This is a genomic window from Hafnia sp. HMSC23F03 (genome assembly GCF_001816025.1).
GTDB classification, from domain to species: Bacteria; Pseudomonadota; Gammaproteobacteria; order Enterobacterales; family Enterobacteriaceae; genus Hafnia; species Hafnia paralvei.
In genome coordinates, this window is record NZ_KV824214.1 from 299,310 (window position 1) to 317,097 (window position 17,788).

24 protein-coding genes are annotated in these 17,788 nt (G+C 48.9%); 7 read left to right on the forward strand and 17 right to left on the reverse strand.

Annotated features, from left to right (window positions below; translation table 11 throughout):
• Nucleotides 1-134: 134 nt before the first annotated feature.
• A complete protein-coding gene (epmA, locus tag HMPREF3091_RS07095; protein ID WP_004093590.1) occupies nucleotides 135-1,112 on the reverse strand; it encodes an elongation factor P--(R)-beta-lysine ligase in 978 nt (325 codons plus the stop codon).
• A 413-nt stretch (nucleotides 1,113-1,525) separates the two neighbouring features.
• Here epmA and frdA point away from each other — a divergent pair, with 413 nt between their 5' ends.
• The 5 genes from frdA (at nucleotide 1,526) to blc (ending at nucleotide 5,498) form a co-directional block, all read left to right on the forward strand.
• Complete coding sequence (gene frdA / locus HMPREF3091_RS07100; RefSeq protein WP_004093588.1) at nucleotides 1,526-3,325, forward strand: fumarate reductase (quinol) flavoprotein subunit; 1,800 nt, start codon at nucleotides 1,526-1,528, stop codon at nucleotides 3,323-3,325.
• Complete coding sequence (locus tag HMPREF3091_RS07105) at nucleotides 3,318-4,052, forward strand: succinate dehydrogenase/fumarate reductase iron-sulfur subunit (protein ID WP_004093586.1); 735 nt, start codon at nucleotides 3,318-3,320, stop codon at nucleotides 4,050-4,052. Before frdA ends, HMPREF3091_RS07105 begins: the two co-directional genes overlap by 8 nt.
• Nucleotides 4,053-4,066: 14 nt before the next feature.
• Nucleotides 4,067-4,465 carry a fumarate reductase subunit FrdC gene (gene frdC / locus HMPREF3091_RS07110; RefSeq protein WP_040046331.1) on the forward strand — a complete coding sequence of 133 codons (399 nt, stop codon included), beginning with the start codon at nucleotides 4,067-4,069 and terminating at the stop codon, nucleotides 4,463-4,465.
• A 17-nt stretch (nucleotides 4,466-4,482) separates the two neighbouring features.
• Complete coding sequence (gene frdD, locus HMPREF3091_RS07115; protein WP_004093581.1) at nucleotides 4,483-4,839, forward strand: fumarate reductase subunit FrdD; 357 nt, start codon at nucleotides 4,483-4,485, stop codon at nucleotides 4,837-4,839.
• Between the two features lie 110 nt (nucleotides 4,840-4,949).
• Entirely contained in the window at nucleotides 4,950-5,498 is a 549-nt protein-coding gene (gene blc / locus HMPREF3091_RS07120; protein WP_070714988.1) for an outer membrane lipoprotein Blc, read from the forward strand.
• A 29-nt stretch (nucleotides 5,499-5,527) separates the two neighbouring features.
• On the opposite strand, the gene sugE is transcribed toward blc, so the two are convergent.
• From sugE to efp, 4 genes are all read right to left on the reverse strand, one after another.
• Nucleotides 5,528-5,845, reverse strand: coding sequence for a quaternary ammonium compound efflux SMR transporter SugE (gene sugE, locus HMPREF3091_RS07125; RefSeq protein WP_004093577.1), 318 nt, complete (start codon nucleotides 5,843-5,845; stop codon nucleotides 5,528-5,530).
• A 178-nt stretch (nucleotides 5,846-6,023) separates the two neighbouring features.
• Nucleotides 6,024-6,155, reverse strand: coding sequence for an entericidin A/B family lipoprotein (locus HMPREF3091_RS07130; RefSeq protein ID WP_004093575.1), 132 nt, complete (start codon nucleotides 6,153-6,155; stop codon nucleotides 6,024-6,026).
• A 96-nt stretch (nucleotides 6,156-6,251) separates the two neighbouring features.
• Complete coding sequence (locus HMPREF3091_RS07135; protein WP_004093572.1) at nucleotides 6,252-6,383, reverse strand: entericidin A/B family lipoprotein; 132 nt, start codon at nucleotides 6,381-6,383, stop codon at nucleotides 6,252-6,254.
• An 88-nt stretch (nucleotides 6,384-6,471) separates the two neighbouring features.
• Nucleotides 6,472-7,038 carry an elongation factor P gene (gene efp / locus HMPREF3091_RS07140; protein WP_004093570.1) on the reverse strand — a complete coding sequence of 189 codons (567 nt, stop codon included), beginning with the start codon at nucleotides 7,036-7,038 and terminating at the stop codon, nucleotides 6,472-6,474.
• 44 nt (nucleotides 7,039-7,082) lie between these two features.
• On the opposite strand from efp, the gene epmB reads away from it, so the two are divergent.
• Entirely contained in the window at nucleotides 7,083-8,117 is a 1,035-nt protein-coding gene (gene epmB, locus HMPREF3091_RS07145) for an EF-P beta-lysylation protein EpmB (protein ID WP_070714990.1), read from the forward strand.
• A 75-nt stretch (nucleotides 8,118-8,192) separates the two neighbouring features.
• Here the strand turns inward: epmB and hemW are convergent, their stop codons facing one another.
• From hemW to HMPREF3091_RS07170, 5 genes are all read right to left on the reverse strand, one after another.
• Nucleotides 8,193-9,323, reverse strand: coding sequence for a radical SAM family heme chaperone HemW (gene hemW / locus HMPREF3091_RS07150; protein WP_070714991.1), 1,131 nt, complete (start codon nucleotides 9,321-9,323; stop codon nucleotides 8,193-8,195).
• Nucleotides 9,316-9,909: an XTP/dITP diphosphatase gene (locus tag HMPREF3091_RS07155; protein ID WP_070714993.1), complete on the reverse strand. Its 594-nt coding sequence runs from the start codon at nucleotides 9,907-9,909 to the stop codon at nucleotides 9,316-9,318. The genes hemW and HMPREF3091_RS07155 overlap by 8 nt, the downstream gene beginning before the upstream one ends.
• A 52-nt stretch (nucleotides 9,910-9,961) precedes the next feature.
• Nucleotides 9,962-10,261: a DUF167 family protein YggU gene (gene yggU / locus HMPREF3091_RS07160; protein WP_035503591.1), complete on the reverse strand. Its 300-nt coding sequence runs from the start codon at nucleotides 10,259-10,261 to the stop codon at nucleotides 9,962-9,964.
• Nucleotides 10,262-10,266: 5 nt separating this feature from the next.
• On the reverse strand, nucleotides 10,267-10,821 hold the full coding sequence (locus HMPREF3091_RS07165) for a YggT family protein (RefSeq protein WP_004093560.1): 555 nt from the start codon (nucleotides 10,819-10,821) through the stop codon (nucleotides 10,267-10,269).
• A gap of 64 nt (nucleotides 10,822-10,885) precedes the next feature.
• Nucleotides 10,886-11,599 (reverse strand): YggS family pyridoxal phosphate-dependent enzyme, encoded by a 714-nt coding sequence (locus tag HMPREF3091_RS07170; RefSeq protein ID WP_070714995.1) that lies wholly within the window; start codon nucleotides 11,597-11,599, stop codon nucleotides 10,886-10,888.
• Nucleotides 11,600-11,621: 22 nt separating this feature from the next.
• Between HMPREF3091_RS07170 and HMPREF3091_RS07175 the strand changes: the two genes are divergently transcribed.
• On the forward strand, nucleotides 11,622-12,647 hold the full coding sequence (locus HMPREF3091_RS07175) for a type IV pilus twitching motility protein PilT (RefSeq protein WP_070714997.1): 1,026 nt from the start codon (nucleotides 11,622-11,624) through the stop codon (nucleotides 12,645-12,647).
• A 35-nt stretch (nucleotides 12,648-12,682) separates the two neighbouring features.
• On the opposite strand, the gene ruvX is transcribed toward HMPREF3091_RS07175, so the two are convergent.
• The 7 genes from ruvX to HMPREF3091_RS07210 all read right to left on the reverse strand — a co-directional run bounded on the left by ruvX (nucleotide 12,683) and on the right by HMPREF3091_RS07210 (nucleotide 17,732).
• Nucleotides 12,683-13,105 (reverse strand): Holliday junction resolvase RuvX, encoded by a 423-nt coding sequence (gene ruvX / locus HMPREF3091_RS07180; RefSeq protein WP_004093553.1) that lies wholly within the window; start codon nucleotides 13,103-13,105, stop codon nucleotides 12,683-12,685.
• The gene (locus HMPREF3091_RS07185; RefSeq protein ID WP_070715259.1) at nucleotides 13,105-13,668 is read right to left on the reverse strand and encodes a YqgE/AlgH family protein; all 564 of its coding nucleotides are present in this window, start codon (nucleotides 13,666-13,668) and stop codon (nucleotides 13,105-13,107) included. The genes ruvX and HMPREF3091_RS07185 overlap by 1 nt, the downstream gene beginning before the upstream one ends.
• Nucleotides 13,669-13,811: 143 nt before the next feature.
• A complete protein-coding gene (gshB, locus tag HMPREF3091_RS07190; RefSeq protein ID WP_070714999.1) occupies nucleotides 13,812-14,765 on the reverse strand; it encodes a glutathione synthase in 954 nt (317 codons plus the stop codon).
• Between the two features lie 9 nt (nucleotides 14,766-14,774).
• Nucleotides 14,775-15,506 (reverse strand): 16S rRNA (uracil(1498)-N(3))-methyltransferase, encoded by a 732-nt coding sequence (rsmE, locus tag HMPREF3091_RS07195; protein ID WP_070715001.1) that lies wholly within the window; start codon nucleotides 15,504-15,506, stop codon nucleotides 14,775-14,777.
• Between the two features lie 123 nt (nucleotides 15,507-15,629).
• Complete coding sequence (endA, locus tag HMPREF3091_RS07200) at nucleotides 15,630-16,340, reverse strand: deoxyribonuclease I (protein ID WP_070715003.1); 711 nt, start codon at nucleotides 16,338-16,340, stop codon at nucleotides 15,630-15,632.
• Between the two features lie 128 nt (nucleotides 16,341-16,468).
• Nucleotides 16,469-17,002 (reverse strand): SprT family zinc-dependent metalloprotease, encoded by a 534-nt coding sequence (locus HMPREF3091_RS07205; protein WP_070715005.1) that lies wholly within the window; start codon nucleotides 17,000-17,002, stop codon nucleotides 16,469-16,471.
• Nucleotides 17,003-17,234: 232 nt separating this feature from the next.
• A complete protein-coding gene (locus tag HMPREF3091_RS07210) occupies nucleotides 17,235-17,732 on the reverse strand; it encodes a hypothetical protein (RefSeq protein WP_070715007.1) in 498 nt (165 codons plus the stop codon).
• Between the last annotated feature and the right edge of the window lie 56 nt (nucleotides 17,733-17,788).

Genomic DNA, 17,788 nt, shown 5'->3' on the forward strand with positions numbered 1-17,788 from the left:
TCAATTAAAAAGGTAGAGAAAACTTTTTTGTGTTGAAAAGTGCATTTTAGAGCTGCCAGCAGGTCAATCGACACGGTAAAAAGCGCGAAAGTCTAGAGGTTGCACGCTGTGAACTGCAACCTCTCGTCGGACGGCTACGCCCTATCCACCGGAAACGCTATCACCTCACTCAATCGCTCGGCCTTCAGCGCCAGCATAATCAAACGATCTACGCCTAACGCGACACCAGAACAATCGGGTAAACCATGCTCCAACGCAGCCAGCAGATTTTCATCCAGAGGATGCTGTGGCAAGCCCAGTGCGGCACGCTTACGGTTTTCTTGCTCAAAACGCATACGCTGTTCGCGAGCATCGGTGAGCTCATGGAAACCATTGGCCAGCTCAATGCCCTTGTAGTACACCTCAAAGCGCTCGGCGACACGATGATCTTCAGTGCTGATTTGCGCTAAAGAGGCCTGAGACGCTGGAAAATGATAAACAAACGTTGGCTTATCACGGCCAATATTCGGTTCCACGCCGAAGGTGAATAGCAGTTGCAGCAACGTATCACGATCTTCTTCCTGATCGGCTACATTACTCAGATCGAGCTTCGCTGCCACTTCACGCAGTTGGATTTTGTCGGCGGACAACGGATCCACATCCAGATGACGAATAAATGCCTGCTGGTAGGAAAGCGTTTCTGCGCTATCGCATTCCAATACCTGTTGTAGAAGATCGTCCACTTCATTCATCAAACGGTACATATCGTAGTGTGGGCGATACCACTCCAGCATGCTGAACTCTGGATTATGGTGACGGCCAGACTCTTCATTGCGGAAGCTTTTTCCCAACTGATAAATAGGGCCACTGCCGGCAGCCAGCAGGCGCTTCATGTGATATTCCGGGCTCGTCATCATGTACAGCGTCATACCCTGTGCCGCCCCAGGCCCCACAAAATGAGTTTGGAATGGAACAAGATGAATATCCGTTACCGTTGCTTGGCTCATCGCTGGCGTATCAACTTCCAAAACACCGCGGTCTGAAAAGAATCGACGGATGGTGGACATTATTGTCGCGCGCTTCAACAAATTGGCGATTGGAGCACTAGGCTGCCAGCTTGCCGTTTCGCTCATGATAATTACTCCGCTATAAAACAGGATGTGCAGTCTACTCGTATCGCCGCAGGCAAACAAATCGAGCTCGGTTAGTGAGCTAATAACTTCAATGCCAAACTATTAACTGCTCTTTATTGGATAAAAAGAACATAAAATACATAAAAACCACTGACTCAGGGAAAAATAGCGCTGAGATCACGTTTTTGTACTACAGTCAGTAGGGAAAAACAGCAAAACAATCGATCACATCAAGTTTCCACTACTTCGTATTAGGTATACTTTCATCACTCGAATTTATAAATCTTAGCCATTCCCTGTGCGTATTAAAGAGAACAAATGTCAGAAACTCTGCTAAACCTCTCTGTATTACGACATTTGGAATGGTTATTCATTTTAATTGATATTGACAATTGATCACCCGGAGGAATGCAGTGCAAACCTTTAACGCAGACCTTGCCATCGTCGGGGCAGGGGGTGCTGGTTTACGTGCAGCAATTGCAGCAGCGGAAGCCAACCCTCAACTGAAGATCGCGCTTATCTCTAAAGTATACCCAATGCGTAGCCACACCGTGGCCGCAGAAGGTGGATCAGCAGCCGTTACTCAGGCTCACGACTCTTTTGATTACCACTTCAACGATACCGTTGCCGGTGGTGACTGGCTTTGCGAACAGGATGTGGTCGATCATTTCGTCCATAATTGCCCTCGCGAAATGGCTCAGCTTGAGCAATGGGGTTGCCCTTGGAGCCGTAAACCCGACGGCTCCGTCAACGTGCGTCGCTTCGGCGGCATGAAGATTGAGCGTACTTGGTTCGCCGCGGATAAAACCGGCTTCCATATGCTGCACACTCTTTTCCAAACCTCTTTAAAATATCCACAGATTCAACGCTTTGATGAGCACTTCGTTCTTGACATTCTGGTCGACGAAGGCAAAGCGCGCGGCCTAGTCGCGATGAATATGATGGAAGGTACATTGGTTCAGATCCGCGCCAACGCGGTCGTTATGGCAACTGGCGGCGCTGGCCGTGTCTATCGCTATAACACGAACGGCGGCATCGTTACCGGCGACGGTATGGGCATGGCGTTGGATCACGGAGTTCCTTTGCGTGATATGGAATTTGTTCAGTACCACCCAACTGGCTTGCCAGGCTCAGGTATCCTGATGACCGAAGGCTGCCGTGGTGAAGGTGGTATTCTGGTCAACAAAGATGGCTACCGCTATCTGCAAGACTACGGAATGGGTCCTGAGACGCCACTGGGCGAACCAAAAAATAAATACATGGAACTGGGTCCACGCGACAAAGTTTCGCAAGCCTTCTGGCACGAATGGCGTGCAGGCCGCACAATTTCTACTCCGCGCGGCGACGTTGTTTATCTGGATCTGCGTCATCTGGGTGAGAAAAAACTGTTGGAGCGTCTGCCGTTCATCTGTGAGCTGTCGAAAGCTTACGTTGGCGTTGACCCGGTTAAAGAGCCAATCCCAGTGCGCCCTACCGCTCACTACACCATGGGTGGTATCGAAACCAACCAAAACTGCGAAACGCGTATTCAGGGTCTGTTCGCCGTAGGTGAATGTTCTTCTGTTGGTCTGCACGGTGCAAACCGTTTGGGCTCTAACTCTCTGGCAGAGCTGGTGGTATTTGGCCGCGTTGCGGGCGAACACGCAGTTCAGCGTTCGCAGGAAGCCACTCCGGCTAACGGCAGTGCGCTCGATGCACAGGCTAAAGACGTTGAAGCACGCCTACACGCGCTGGCTAATCAGGAAGGTACTGAAAGCTGGGCGAAAATCCGTGACGAGATGGGCATGTCAATGGAAGAAGGCTGTGGTATCTACCGTACCACTGAGCTGATGCAGAAAACCGTTGATAAATTGGCCGAACTGAAAGAACGTTTCAAACGCGTCAAAATCACTGATAACTCTAGCGTCTTTAACACCGATCTGCTGTACACCATCGAACTGGGTCACGGCCTGAACGTTGCTGAATGTATGGCTCACTCGGCGATTAACCGTAAAGAATCTCGTGGCGCACACCAGCGTCTGGATGAAGGTTGCACCGAGCGTGATGACGTTAACTTCCTGAAACACACCCTGACCTTCAAAAGCGCTGACGGCCTTGCCCCACGTATTGAATACAGCGATGTGAAAATTACCAAGCTGCAACCAGCAAAACGTGTTTACGGTGCTGAAGCAGACGCTCAGGATGCAAAGAATAAGGAGCAAGCGAATGGCTGAGATGAAAATCTTGAAAATGGAAGTCATGCGCTATAACCCAGAACAGGATGCCGAACCGCATTTCGTGACGTATGACGTCCCGTATGACGAAACGACTTCCCTGCTGGATGCGTTAGGCTACATCAAAGATAATCTGGCTGCCGACCTGTCTTACCGCTGGTCTTGCCGTATGGCAATCTGTGGCTCTTGCGGCATGATGGTTGACCGTGTGCCTAAGCTGGCTTGTAAAACCTTCCTGCGTGACTACCCAACCGGTATGCGCGTTGAAGCGTTGGGCAACTTCCCGATCGAGCGTGATTTAGTGGTCGATATGACCCACTTTATCGAAAGCTTAGAGGCGATTAAGCCTTACATCATCGGCAACAACCGCAAACCAGAAGACGGCACCAACCTGCAGACTCCGGCTCAGATGGAAAAATACCATCAGTTCTCCGGCTGCATTAACTGTGGTCTGTGCTATGCAGCCTGCCCACAGTTTGGTCTGAATCCTGAGTTCATCGGCCCAGCCGCTATCACTCTGGCACACCGTTACAATCTGGACACCCGCGATCACGGGCAGAAAGAGCGTATGCCTGTTCTGAACTCCGATAACGGTGTTTGGACATGTACATTCGTCGGTTACTGCTCAGAAGTTTGTCCGAAACACGTCGACCCAGCCGCTGCTATCCAGCAGGGTAAAGTTGAAAGTGCGAAAGACTTCATGATCGCGATGCTGAAACCGCAATAAGGGAGGATGAATCAATGACGACGTCAACTAAACGCAAACCTTATGTGCGCGGAATGCAGGCAAACTGGTGGCAGAAGCTGGGTTTCTACAAGTTCTATATGCTGCGTGAGAGCTCGGCTCTCGGCAACGTATGGTTCAGCATCGTACTGATTTATGGGATTTTCTCCATGAAAGACGGCGCTGCTGGTTGGGAAAGCTTTGTGGCCTTCTTGCAGAATCCACTGGTGCTGATCCTGAACATCATCTCTCTGCTACTGGCAGCACTTCATACCAAAACCTGGTTTGAACTTGCTCCAAAAGCGGCCAATATCGTGGTTGGTGACACGAAAATGGGCCCTGGTCCGGTGATCAAAGCCCTGTGGGTAGTGACCATCATCGCAACCGTGGTCATTTTGGCCGTTACCCTGCTATAACCGTAAAGGAGAACATTGTGAATAATAAAGTATACAAACGTTCTGACGAGCCGGTTTTCTGGGGGCTATTTGGTGCAGGCGGTATGTGGGGTGCAATCGTTGCGCCTGTAGTCATCCTGATTGTGGGCATCATGCTGCCTCTGGGCTGGTTCCCAGACGCGCTGACCTTCGAACGCGCACTGAGCTTCAGTCAGACATTCATCGGCCGTATTTTCTGGCTGCTGATGATCATTCTGCCGCTGTGGTGTGGCTTACACCGTTTGCATCACATGATGCATGACCTGAAGATCCATGTACCTGCTGGTAAATGGGTATTCTACGGCTTGGCAGCGATCCTGAGCGTTGTTGCGTTGATCGGCGTATTCACGCTGTAAGTCGCCGCTACGACGTAGTATGAAAGCCTCCTTATAGGAGGCTTTTTTATTGGTGAGATTGCCTCTATCGGGTCTACACTTAAACGGTATCCATTTGAAAAGGAGCGTTTATGTCCCGTTGGTCACGCTTTGCAGCCATTGTCACTGCCCTGCTTTCCGTAGGCTGTAGCACAAAACCCCCGTCTGACGTCACTGTTATCAGCGATTTTCAACTGCCAGAATATCTAGGCAATTGGTACGAAATTGCCCGCTTAAACCATCCTTTCGAGAAAGGATTAGACCACGTCACAGCGCACTACAGCATGCGTAGCGATGGCGGAGTAAAAGTGGTTAATCGCGGATACAACGTTGAGAAAAAACAGTGGAAAGAAAGCGTGGGTAAAGCTTATTTCACTCAAACGCCAAACATTGCCTCGCTTAAGGTTTCCTTCTTCGGCCCATTCTACGGCGGCTATAACGTCATTGAACTTGATAAACAGTATCGCTATGCGTTGATTTGTGGCCCCAATAAAAACTACCTGTGGATCCTTTCACGCACGCCAACGCTAGATGATGCGGTGAAGCAACGGTTATTAGCAACGGCACAGAAATATGGATTCAAAACACAGGATCTGATTTGGGTAAATCAATCACCTATCGATATGAACTCGCCTCGCTAGAGGCGAGCTATGACCATCACAGTTGCTGATTAGTGGCTGCTAAACTTCAGACCAAGAATACCAATCACGATCAGGCATAGGCTGAGGATGCGTGGCAGACTGGCTGATTCCCCCAGCAATACAATGCCCATAATGGCCGCGCCCACGGCGCCAATACCGGTCCACACAGCATAGGCTGTACCTGCTGGCAGCGTTTTCATCGCATGCGCTAATAACAGCATACTCACTATCATTGCAGCGATAGTAATAATGCTGGGCGTTAGACGAGAAAAACCATGGGTATATTTTAGGCCAATGGCCCAGACAACTTCTAAGAGACCAGCGACCATCAGAATGATCCAAGACATGCGATTTATCCACAACGATGGGGTCGTCCCCGAATTATGATACGTACACAGGTCGTCCTGCGTAGTTTTTGGAATGGTAAAGCGGGCTTAGGATACGATGTTTTTGCCTAAAAGTTAAGACTGATAGGATCAGGGCGCAGACAGCACGACAACGCCCTTATCGGAATGGCAAAGAGAACTATTGCGCAGCGCGCTGAATTGCCTGACCACCCGCTTCAACGTCTTCACCGGCACCACGAGTGGTATTACAGCCAGCCAGAGCGGCAAGAACTAACAGAGAACATGCTAATGCGATGCTTTTCTTAATCATTGCTATTTTCCTTATCTGCGATTTAAAAAATAATGCCTTTTAAGCATAGACAAGAAATTCAGCACGGGAGAAAAATTCATCATTTATCTTAATTGATTAGCTGGCTACACGAGAAATCGCGCCACCAAGATGTTGTACATCTTCACCAAAACCACGCGCGGTATTGCAGCCGCTGAGCGCTGTGAACGCCCCCACCATCAAAGCCAACATAACTATTTTCTTCATCATGCTTATTACCGTTCCCCAAACGAGCCTTTCAGGCAAAAAAAAACCGCGTCATACGCGGTTTTTTAAAGCAAATTAGCCGTTTTCGCAATTACTTAACGCGAGAAACGTATTCGCCAGAGCGGGTGTCAACTTTGATCACTTCGCCGATCTGTACGAACAATGGAACTTTAACCACTGCGCCAGTGCTCAGGGTTGCAGGCTTACCGCCGGTACCCGCGGTATCGCCTTTCAGACCTGGATCGGTATCAACGATTTCCAGCTCTACGAAGTTTGGAGGAGTAACCTGAATTGGACGGCCATTCCACAGAGTAACGATGCACTCAGCCTGATCCAGAAGCCATTTAGCATTATCGCCAATCGCTTTCTCATCGGCAGCCAGCTGCTCGAAGGTTTCGTTGTTCATGAAATGATAGAACTCACCGTCGTTGTACAGGTAAGTCAGGTTCAGATCGACAACGTCCGCGCCTTCTGCGGAGTCAGTAGATTTAAAGGTTTTTTCAACACGGGTGCCGGTCAGCAGGCGACGCATTTTCACGCGAGCAAAGGCTTGGCCTTTACCTGGTTTAACGAACTCACTGCTTTCTACAGCATAAGGCTCGCCTTCGAACATGATTTTAAGACCGGGACGGAAATCGTTGCTAGAATAAGTCGCCATAAAGGCCCTCTGAATTATTTATAACTGGTAGCTTAGCCAAAAAAATGGCACATATTGTAACTCAAAATACGCAGTCTAGAGAAGATTGGCTGCAACAACTTGCCGATGTTATTACTGAACCGGCAGAATTGCTTGAATATTTAGCACTTTCCGACAGCCCTGAATGGCAAAAAGGCCACGATGCGCGGCGTCTTTTCGCCCTGCGCGTTCCTTACGCCTTTGCGCGACGCATGAAAAAGGGCGACCCCAACGATCCTCTCCTACTTCAGGTCATGACTTCCGCCAGCGAATTTATTACAACGCCAGGCTATTCGACCGACCCACTGGAGGAGCAAGATGATGCCATTGCCGTGCCGGGACTGCTGCACAAGTATATTAACCGAGCCCTGCTATTGGTCAAAGGCGGCTGTGCGGTTAACTGCCGTTATTGCTTCCGCCGTCACTTTCCATATCAAGATAATCAGGGCAATAAGGCTAACTGGCGGCAGGCGCTAGATTATATTCGCCAACAGCCAGAGCTGGATGAAATAATTTTTTCCGGTGGCGATCCCTTGATGGCAAAAGACCACGAGCTATCTTGGTTACTCGACGAAATCGAAACGATTCCCCACATCAAACGCTTACGTATCCATAGTCGTTTGCCAGTCGTCATCCCTGCACGCATCACCGAAACACTCACAAAACGCTTCTCGCAGTCACATCTTCAGATCCTACTCGTCACGCACATTAATCACGCCAACGAAATCGATCGCGAATTGTGCGATGCCATGACAAGGCTAAAACATGCGGGTGTTACGTTGCTTAATCAGGGTGTACTACTGCGCGGTGTGAATGATAATGCGGATACGCTCGCAGCGCTTAGCAACGCGCTGTTTGACGCGGGAATTATGCCTTATTACCTGCATGTGCTCGATAGAGTTCAGGGCGCAGCACACTTCATGGTGTCTGACGATGAGGCACGCGTGATTATGCGAGAGTTGATGACAAAGGTTTCTGGCTATATGGTGCCAAAACTTACGCGAGAAATCGGCGGTGAGCCAAGCAAAACACCGATTGATTTAGGCTTACGTCAGCGTTGATTCTGATATCCCCCATCCGATCCCGATAAGGGCTCGATGGGGGAACTCACAGCATCGATACCGCGGCAATCTGCTCTACAAAAACAGCTCCAGCAGCGAGTTTAAAAACAGCTTGCCGTGCTCGGTGATTTGCCAATATTCATCGGTTTCTACGATGTAATTCTGCGCCAGCGCTTCGTCGAGCTGAGCACGAATAACCGCTTCATCAAGTCCGGTATACAACTGGAACTCCGCACGCGGCGTGGGTTCAAGCAGTCTAAAGCGGTTCATAAAGAATTCGAACGGACGATCGTCATTGACCACTTCATGCTGCTTATCTAGATAGCGCCCCTGCATATATCCACGCGGATGACGCGTTTTCGCGGTACGCAGAATACGGCCATCCTCAAACGTAATCTTGCCATGAGCGCCACAGCCGATACCAAGATAGTCGCCAAAGCGCCAATAATTCAGATTGTGATGGCACTGGTAACCTGGTTTGGCATAGGCCGACGTTTCATACTGCTGATACCCTGCGGCACGCAGCAGTTCGTCGCCTCGCTGAAAAATATCCCACAGCGCGTCGTCATCTGGCAATTTTGGAGGACGCGAACCAAACAGCGTATTTGGCTCAATTGTCAGTTGATACCATGATAGGTGTGGAGGATTAAGCTCAATAGCCTGTCGTAAATCATCCAGCGCTTCATCCAGCGACTGATCGGGTAAACCATGCATCAGGTCAAGATTAAAACTGCGTAGCCCTAATCCTTGCGCCAGATGTGCCGCTCGCTTAGCCTCTTCTGGCCCGTGTATGCGCCCCAGTCGTGTTAACTTCTCCGCGCTAAAGCTTTGTACACCGATGGATATACGATTGATGCCGGCTCTCTGGTAGGCGCTGAAGCGATCGGCCTCAACCGTTCCCGGATTCGCCTCCATGGTCACCTCGGCATTTGATGCCAAAGGTAAACGCGCACGCACGCCATCCATTAAGCGCTGCATACCCTCTGCGCTCAACAAACTCGGAGTCCCACCACCAATAAAGATGGTGCCAATTTCACGCCCAGAAGTGAATGCCACGTCAGCGTCTAAATCGGCCAACAGATGGTCGACATATTCCGTAGACGGGATATCTCCTTTTTGAGCATGAGAATTGAAATCGCAGTATGGGCATTTCTGCACACACCACGGGATGTGAATATAGAGACTGAGCGGGGGAAGCTTAAGCATTACGCATGGCTTCCAGCAGCAGCTTCAATGCCTGCCCACGATGCGAAATCGCAATTTTCTGCTCTTTAGTCAGCTGCGCAGCAGAACAGCCCAGTTCAGGCACATGGAAAATAGGATCGTAACCAAAACCGCCGTCGCCAGATGGCGCGAAGCTGATTTCACCCGCCCAGCTCCCATGACACACCAGCGGCGTTGGATCTTCTGCATGGCGTAAGTAAACCAGCACACAGTGGAACTTGGCTTGGCGTTGATCTGCAGGCACATCTTTCAGCGCATCCAGCAGTTTCTCGAGATTTTGACGGTCGCTAGCCTCTTCCCCCGCATAACGCGCAGAATAGATCCCCGGAGCCCCACCCAGCACATCAACAGCGAGTCCAGAGTCATCAGCAATCGCAGGGAGTCCGGTGATTTGTGCAGCGTGACGCGCTTTCAGAATCGCATTCTCAATAAAGGTCAGCCCCGTTTCTTCAGCAGAATCCACGCCCAGCTCGGTCTGTGCCACAACGTCTAAACCGAAATCAGCCAGCAAGCTTGCGAGCTCGCGTACTTTGCCCGCGTTTCCAGTTGCTAATACAATTTTTTGCATGATAAATCCTATATATAGCACCGGCAGGCCAAAGCCTGCCGGTAGGAGATGGTTACTGAGAGCGTAGCGCTGAGACTACCTCTGGGATTTGTTGAGGCTGACTGATGCGCACTTGCTTATGGCGCCCCAGTTCCCCCTTTTCAATCACCACCTGACTTTTCGCAACCCGAAACTGTTTGGCGATAAACTTTTGCAAATGCGCATTTGCCTGCCCATCTACCGGTGGTGCGGTGATAGCGACTTTTAGCTCATCACCATGTAGCCCAACAATTTGGTCACGGCTGGCTTTAGGTTGAATATACAGCCGCAAAACCAGCGCATCTTTCTCAAACTTTACAGCATCTGTACTCATCGCGATCACAGCAGGAACCAGAGCTGCCCTAACAGATCCATACCCAGATAGTTCAGCATGTACAGAACTAAAATCACCACCATGGCAGAGAAATCTAAACCGCCCATCGCAGGAATAATACGGCGCACAGGCGCCATCAAAGGCTCAGTCAGTTGTAACAGCACATAGTCCATTGGACTACGGCCTTGGCTGATCCAGCTCATGATCGAACGAATGATAATGACCCAGAACACCAGATACCCTGCTGATTTAATTACTGAGATCAGGCCAAATAGAAGGTTATATGGGCTTAGCGAAATTTCCCCGCTTTGGATCAGTAATAGCAGCGGATACTTGATGGTCATGAGCAAGAACGCCACCAGCAGCGAAGACGAATCAATCGGCCCCAAGGACGGAATCACTCGGCGTAGCGGCCCAACAATCGGCTGCGTAACTTTCACGATAAACTGTGACAGCGGATTGTAGAAGTCGGTGCGTGCCCATTGCATCCAGATACGCAACAATAAAATCATGACGTAGAGGTCAATGACGGTTTTGACCAAGAAAGTCAGTGTCAGCATGAAAAGCCCTTTATCCGTTAAATGGTAAGGTAAAGAAAAAAATCAGTACATTAACTGATAATTATTATGAATTTGTGCCGTAATCACGTGCGCCAAAAATTGCCGTCCCGATGCGCACCATCGTGCTACCGGCGGTAATCGCCGCCGCCATATCGTGAGTCATCCCCATCGACAGCGTATCAATATGCGGGTACTGCTTCTTAAGCGCTAAAAATGCCTGTTCCATCCGATCAAACACCGCTTTCTGTTTCACGGGATCTTCTTCCGGTGCGGGGATCGCCATCAAGCCACGCAGACGCAGATTCGGCATTTCGGCAACCTGAGCCGCAAGTGTATCTAACGCCTCCAGTTCAATGCCCGATTTGCTGCTCTCATCGCTGATATTAATTTGGATAAGCACGTTGAGCGCAGCTTTATCTGCAGGGCGCTGTTCGCTCAGACGTTGAGCGATTTTCACACGATCGACGGTATGAATCCAATCAAAATGCTCCGCGACCAAACGGCTTTTATTCGACTGAAGTGGGCCGATAAAGTGCCATTCCAGCTCGTCTGCATACGGAGTCTGAGCAAAATACTGGATCTTGCTAACGCCTTCCTGCACGTAATTCTCACCAAAAGCACGCTGTCCCGCCGCGATTGTTTCTTCGATGTCGCTCACAGGCTTGGTTTTACTGACTGCAAGCAAAGTAACTTCTTCTGGAGACCTGCCGCAATCCTGAGCCGCAGCGCTGATACGGCTCCTGACGGCCTCTAAATTTTGTTGGATATTGCTGTTCATAATTTTTGGCTCAGGAGGTTAAATGGATTTTTGTGATTTATTGGCCCGTAGTGTAAAGCAAAACGCATCAGATCTGCATCTTTGCACCGGATATCCGCCCGTTTTGCGTATCGACGGCGCATTACAAACACTAGAAACTGAGGCAATAACCTCTCGCGAAATCGAGTCGTGGCTTACGATGAATCTCTCCTCTGAAGCTGACGTTGTATGGCAACAACAGCATCAGGTTGATTTCGCCTTAAATCTAAATGGGGGCACTCGGCTCAGAGTCAATGCTTTCCAACAATTACACGGTCCTTCGCTGGCGCTGCGACTCATTCCCAGCACAGTCCCTACGTTAGCGTCTCTCGCTACGCCGGAGGTTCTTCAGGAGCAGCTTACACAAGGCTCAGGGTTGATACTGGTTTGTGGTGCAACCGGCAGCGGGAAATCAACCACGCTAGCAGCCATGCTCAATGAAATTAATCATCACCAGCCATGGCATATTATTACGCTCGAAGATCCGCTGGAGTTTATTCACACGCCGTCCAAATCACTTATCCAACAGCGCGAAATCGGCAGTCACGTGATTAACTTTCACCACGCACTACGTGCAGCACTGCGAGAGGATCCCGACGTCATTTTGCTCGGTGAGCTACGTGACGCAGAATCCATCCGTCTGGCTCTCACAGCGGCTGAAACGGGGCATCTGGTATTGGCGACGCTACACACTCGAGGTGCAGCACAGGCGGTAGAACGGCTAATTGATGTTTTTCCTGCCGAAGAAAAAAACTTTGTACGCACACAAATTGCGGGAAGCCTGCGAGCCGTTTTAGCACAGCAGCTTTTGCCCAAACAGGGTGGTGGCAGGGTCGCCGCTTTTGAGCTGCTGCTGAACACGTCAGCGGTGAGCAATTTAATCCGCGAAGATAAAGCCCACCAGATTGCCTCTATTCTGCAAACCGGCCAGCGCCAAGGTATGCAAAGCTTTGAGCAGCATCTTACCCGCTTAGAAAACGAGGGAAAACTGTATAAAAATAGGAAGATAACCCCAGACAAGACAGACTAATTATCCTGCCTTGCCGATACTCTTATTCATCCGTTTTAGGCAACCTGTTGTTCAAACCAGCTTTCCAAAATGATCACCGCTGAAGCGGCATCTACGCTGCCTTTGTCTAAGGCGCGGTAGCCTCCACCGGCAAAAAGATGGGCGCGGGCTTCTACGGTACTGAGGCGCTCATCGTGCAGAGCGATTTGCACCCCAAAACGACCATGAATCCGGTTGGCAAACTTACGTGCTTGAGCGGTGACAGGCTGTTCAGTGCCGTCCATATTGAGCGGTAGGCCGACAACAACAAGATCCGGCTGCCACTCTTTTAACATTTTCTCTATTTTCGACCAGTCTGGCGACCCTTCATTGGCTTTAAACGAAGCCAATGGGCGTGCGGTACCGGTGACTTCCTGCCCGATGGCTGCACCAATACTTTTCGTTCCAAAATCAAAAGCGATAATTGTTCTGTTACCCATCAAGCGTGTCCTGCTGAAGTGGCCATATTGCGAATGTCTACGCCCAGCTTTTTAGCCGCGTTAACCCAGCGTTCTGAGATTGGTGTATGAAAGAGCAGATTGGCGTCAGCCTCAACGGTAAGCCAAGCATTATCTAACAGCTCTTGCTCCAATTGGCCCGCATCCCAACTGCAATATCCTAATGTAACCAGAACATCCTTGGGTTGATCTTTCGTTCCAAGCGTTTCTAAGACATCGCGTGAAGTCGTCATCATGCACTCAGCGGAAATGGCTACGCTGGAACCAAAATCAGGTTGTGGAGTATGCAATACAAATCCGCGATCTTCGGCCAATGGACCACCGTACATCACCGGCCTATCCAAACGAATTTTTGTATCTCTCGGCTCTGGCGTGATTTTTAGCTTTTCCAATAGTGTTTCCAGAGTGAGCTGTTCCAACGGTTTGTTAATGACTAAACCCATTGCGCCTTCGCTATTGTGCTCACACACATAGAGAACGGTGCGCTTGAAGCGGCTGTCCTGCATAGAAGGCATTGCTATAAGAAAATGATGCGCTAAATTCATCGTAATGGCTTCAACTCGCTGTATTTGTTTATGTGATGACTGAATTTTCAGTATGCGAATTTTTTGGCTGGATGTCACGGGAGAAGCCCCCTATCTGTCTGCTCGCTCAAACATATCGCGAGCAGACTCACAGGAGGAAAAAACTATTTCTTACCAATCCGAGCTTCAATCGCATCCATCAACATGCCGGTCACAGACACATCAGGGAATGCAGCTTCAATCTCGCGTGCGCAGGTCGGGCTAGTAACGTTAATCTCTGTCAAGCGATCGCCAATGATATCTAAACCAACAAAGATCAGACCTTTTTCTTTCAGCACTGGGGCAACTTTGCGAGCAATGGCCCAGTCGCTTTCTGTCAGTGGACGTGCTTCACCACGGCCACCCGCGGCCAAGTTACCACGAGTTTCCCCACTCTTAGGAATACGAGCCAAGCAGTATGGAACCGGCTCACCGTCAACCACCAGAACACGTTTATCACCATCTTTAATCGCTGGCAGGAAATTCTGCGCCATACAGAAGCGGCTGCTATGTTCCGTGAGTGTTTCGATAACGACAGACAGGTTAGGATCTTCCGCTTTCACACGGAAAATAGATGCACCACCCATACCGTCTAACGGCTTAAGAATGATGTCTCCGTGCTTGGCATAGAATTCACGAATATGCTCTGCTTTACGCGTCACCAGTGTGTCCGGCGTTAAATCAGCAAACCACGCGGTAAACAGCTTTTCGTTGCAATCACGCAAACTCTGCGGCTTGTTGACGATGAGCGTCCCTTTATCTTCAGCGCGCTCGAGGATATAAGTGGCATAAATAAACTCGGTATCAAACGGTGGATCTTTACGCATTAAGATGACGTCGAGATCGGACAGAGCAATATCCTGTTCGCCGTGGAACTCATACCAGCCCGCTTTATCTTCCTTCACGCTCAGCAACTGAGTACGCGCGCGCCCTTCGCCGACATACATGTAGAGATCGTTCATTTCCATGTAGTGCAGCTCATAGCCACGGCGCTGTGCTTCTAACAGCATCGCAAAGCTGGTGTCTTTTTTGATATTGATGGAAGAAATCGGGTCCATCACAATGCCAAGCTTAATCATTCTTTTCTCCTAGCCTAAATCGCCAAAGCGAACCTGAAGTGCGGTTATGGCTGTCAGCGCGGTGGTCTCAGTGCGTAATACACGAGGTCCTAACAGAATATCAGTAAATTGGTAACCTGCGGTCATAGCAATTTCATCGGCCGATAATCCACCTTCTGGCCCTATCAGCAGACGAACGCGTTCAACAGGAAGTGGTAATGTGTTGATACTCGCATTGGCGCGTGGATGCAAATTCAGCTTCAAAGAATCATCCTGTTCAGCGCACCACTGCTCCAAGAGCATCGTCGGGCGAATTTCAGGGATCACGTTACGTCCACACTGCTCGCACGCTGCAATGGCAATTTTCTGCCACTGCCCCAACTTTTTCGCCATACGTTCAGCGTCTAACTTAACGCCACAACGCTCGGAAATCAGCGGAGTAATAACGCTAGCCCCCAATTCAATGGATTTTTGAATAGTGAACTCCATCTTCTCACCGCGGGAAATCACCTGCCCTAAATGCAGATGCAGCGGGGACTCACGATCTTCAAGCACGCCTGCCTGCACGCTCACACGCACGTTCTTTTTACTGGCTGCAACAATATGCGCCACGAAAACCTGATTGCTACCGTCAAACAGTTGAATCTCATGCCCTTCGCTCATGCGTAAGACTCGACCCACATGATTGGCAGCCTCCTCACTCAGGTCTATTTCGCAAGGCGCATCAAGGCGTTCAGGGTGATAAATACGAGGGATACGCATGAAATGGCTCATCCTTATGAATGACGAGATAAGCGCCGCAACGCAGCGCTGCTAAAAAAGATATTCGGGATTATAAAGGCTGGAGTAGCGACAATGCTAATCATCACGTCAAACCGCTAAAACTCAGCCTTTAAGATCCTCGCAGGCTTGCTGGACATAAGGGTTATGATTCCCCTGCATGTTTGCAATCCGCTGGTCACGCAGACACTCCCAATTCGTGACTGGATATTGCCGATTCCATACATTAAATAGCTGAGTTTGCTGTTTCGACAACCTAATATTGTACTGGTCACGCATATAAAAGTAGGTTCTCGCAATAGCACCACGAGCACGGGCGGGTGGCTCCGCCTGCTTGTTTTTGAAATCAACTTTCATCGAGCATTGCCCATACTGCCCCTCTCCACCGCGCCATTGACTATACATAAAGTTGTTGCGGTCACCGTTAACCTCTCCCACGGCAGGCTGTAAATTATGTAAATCAGTTTCAATTTTCACGTACTGAGGAATTTTGGCGCAGTTTTTTCGCCCCCCACCCTGCCAACACTGCATTTGATGACCAAACTGCCATGCCGGTACAACGTGCTCCCATTCAATGCGTGAGGCGCGATTCAGGTTTTTACGTGGCTGATAGCCACAACTTTCAAGGTCGGGAATACCTTTTTTCCCCTGCCATTCAATCTTGCAGCCACAGTAAAACGAGCCAGGTGCGTCTTGATTAACCTTAACCGCAGCCGCTTTTGCTTGAGTGAAATTATTAATTTTTTGTGCCTGCCCCGAAAACGGGTAAGCCAGAAGCGTCGATAACGTCAGCGCGTAATAAAATTTGCGAAGCATATTCCAAAAACAACATAAAAACGGAAAGGCCGCAGGGTAGACAATCCGCCTTAGTCACGCAAACTTTGAAGAGATTAAATTGTTAACAAATGAAGATTTGGACGTTTATTGCACATTTTAGGAAAGTTTTAACGCTCAGTAATCGCTCCGGGGCTGAAACTCAAAACCTGACCACATTGTCGACAGCGATACTCTGATTCCTTGCGCATCACTTTATTATGACGACGCACGGTCAGCTGATGCAGCTGGCAGGCACAACGGTAAGGGTAAGTCTTACCACTCACTGAATCCACACCGAACTTATGGGTACGACGCGGTTCAATCCCCAAAACATGCCCCATCATCCACTGCCATTCGCGGCCATGAGGGGAAACCTTACCAAACTGTTTATAGACTAAAAGATGTGCCAACTCATGTGGCACCACTTCATCAATAAACACCTGACCATTCTCTAGTAATAAGACTGGATTTAGGCGAATCTCCCAATCTTGCAGCCATGCGGTCCCCGCAGTGGTACCACGCTGTTGGTAGCTGATTTTGGGTTCAGGATATTGAGTTTTTAGCTGTGCATTTGCGCGAGCCAACGCATTACGTAAGCACTGCATGACAGCCTGCTGTAAAGCAATAGGAAGTCTTCGGGAAACAAGAGCGCGTTGTGTCATGCGTATTAGGATAATCAGAGAAGGAGTCGCTCGCAAGCCCCATGGTTTTGAGACAATAAAGTAGGGGAAAACAGCGCTTACTCAGCATCGTGCAAATCAGTAAAAACATTAAACACTAAAGAATATCTGAACATTCGCCAAGGGTATCTTTGAAGCGCTTTTATCATTAAATTTCTATTCCAGCCAATAGGATGTGAAGCTAACCTATTATATATTTATTGCGACGACATTATTAACGTTGAGTGTTTTTCATTTTTGACGCTTCTTCAACTTTGTGTTGTAGATTGGAAACACGGGCATCGCACTCAGTTGAAGATATGCTGGGCATTGAAAATGCTTTGCTATCTTTAAAATATCGGTCGCAAATAACGGAAACATCTTCAGCGAACTTATTCGAGAAATTTTTCAACATATCCATCTTACTTGTTTTTTTTCGTTTAAAACTTTCAAATGAAAAAGTATCAGGATGATTATTAATTACACTGTATATTGAATATATTTCAACAGATTTACGTCCAGATAACGCATTGCTCATTAACGTATTTTCATCTATGTCTTTAGTCCATTTGAAAATAGTTTTATTTCCGCTATCGAAATTTTTTCTGTCACTTTTTAATAATGCAGAAAATATCTTCCCTGCCTCTGTCTGATAAAAATCAGAAGGAAGAACCGCACTCGCTTTCAAAGACACGCTAGCCAACAACAATAAAATAACAAGATCCTTCTTCATTCCTTCTCCTATGTACCGCAGTTAAATTACAGGCATAGCCAACTGATTTGCAGATG

Excerpts from the sequence above, each read along its gene's own strand:
- epmA (WP_004093590.1), bottom strand. The coding sequence starts at position 1,112 with ATGAGCGAAACGGCAAGCTGGCAGCCTAGTGCTCCAATCGCCAATTTG.
- HMPREF3091_RS07105 (WP_004093586.1), top strand. The coding sequence starts at position 3,318 with ATGGCTGAGATGAAAATCTTGAAAATGGAAGTCATGCGCTATAACCCA.
- frdC (WP_040046331.1), top strand. The coding sequence starts at position 4,067 with ATGACGACGTCAACTAAACGCAAACCTTATGTGCGCGGAATGCAGGCA.
- blc (WP_070714988.1), top strand. The coding sequence starts at position 4,950 with ATGTCCCGTTGGTCACGCTTTGCAGCCATTGTCACTGCCCTGCTTTCC.
- sugE (WP_004093577.1), bottom strand. The coding sequence starts at position 5,845 with ATGTCTTGGATCATTCTGATGGTCGCTGGTCTCTTAGAAGTTGTCTGG.
- HMPREF3091_RS07130 (WP_004093575.1), bottom strand. The coding sequence starts at position 6,155 with ATGATTAAGAAAAGCATCGCATTAGCATGTTCTCTGTTAGTTCTTGCC.
- HMPREF3091_RS07135 (WP_004093572.1), bottom strand. The coding sequence starts at position 6,383 with ATGATGAAGAAAATAGTTATGTTGGCTTTGATGGTGGGGGCGTTCACA.
- efp (WP_004093570.1), bottom strand. The coding sequence starts at position 7,038 with ATGGCGACTTATTCTAGCAACGATTTCCGTCCCGGTCTTAAAATCATG.
- epmB (WP_070714990.1), top strand. The coding sequence starts at position 7,083 with ATGGCACATATTGTAACTCAAAATACGCAGTCTAGAGAAGATTGGCTG.
- hemW (WP_070714991.1), bottom strand. The coding sequence starts at position 9,323 with ATGCTTAAGCTTCCCCCGCTCAGTCTCTATATTCACATCCCGTGGTGT.
- HMPREF3091_RS07155 (WP_070714993.1), bottom strand. The coding sequence starts at position 9,909 with ATGCAAAAAATTGTATTAGCAACTGGAAACGCGGGCAAAGTACGCGAG.
- yggU (WP_035503591.1), bottom strand. The coding sequence starts at position 10,261 with ATGAGTACAGATGCTGTAAAGTTTGAGAAAGATGCGCTGGTTTTGCGG.
- HMPREF3091_RS07165 (WP_004093560.1), bottom strand. The coding sequence starts at position 10,821 with ATGCTGACACTGACTTTCTTGGTCAAAACCGTCATTGACCTCTACGTC.
- HMPREF3091_RS07170 (WP_070714995.1), bottom strand. The coding sequence starts at position 11,599 with ATGAACAGCAATATCCAACAAAATTTAGAGGCCGTCAGGAGCCGTATC.
- HMPREF3091_RS07175 (WP_070714997.1), top strand. The coding sequence starts at position 11,622 with ATGGATTTTTGTGATTTATTGGCCCGTAGTGTAAAGCAAAACGCATCA.
- ruvX (WP_004093553.1), bottom strand. The coding sequence starts at position 13,105 with ATGGGTAACAGAACAATTATCGCTTTTGATTTTGGAACGAAAAGTATT.
- HMPREF3091_RS07185 (WP_070715259.1), bottom strand. The coding sequence starts at position 13,668 with ATGAATTTAGCGCATCATTTTCTTATAGCAATGCCTTCTATGCAGGAC.
- gshB (WP_070714999.1), bottom strand. The coding sequence starts at position 14,765 with ATGATTAAGCTTGGCATTGTGATGGACCCGATTTCTTCCATCAATATC.
- rsmE (WP_070715001.1), bottom strand. The coding sequence starts at position 15,506 with ATGCGTATCCCTCGTATTTATCACCCTGAACGCCTTGATGCGCCTTGC.
- endA (WP_070715003.1), bottom strand. The coding sequence starts at position 16,340 with ATGCTTCGCAAATTTTATTACGCGCTGACGTTATCGACGCTTCTGGCT.
- HMPREF3091_RS07205 (WP_070715005.1), bottom strand. The coding sequence starts at position 17,002 with ATGACACAACGCGCTCTTGTTTCCCGAAGACTTCCTATTGCTTTACAG.
- HMPREF3091_RS07210 (WP_070715007.1), bottom strand. The coding sequence starts at position 17,732 with ATGAAGAAGGATCTTGTTATTTTATTGTTGTTGGCTAGCGTGTCTTTG.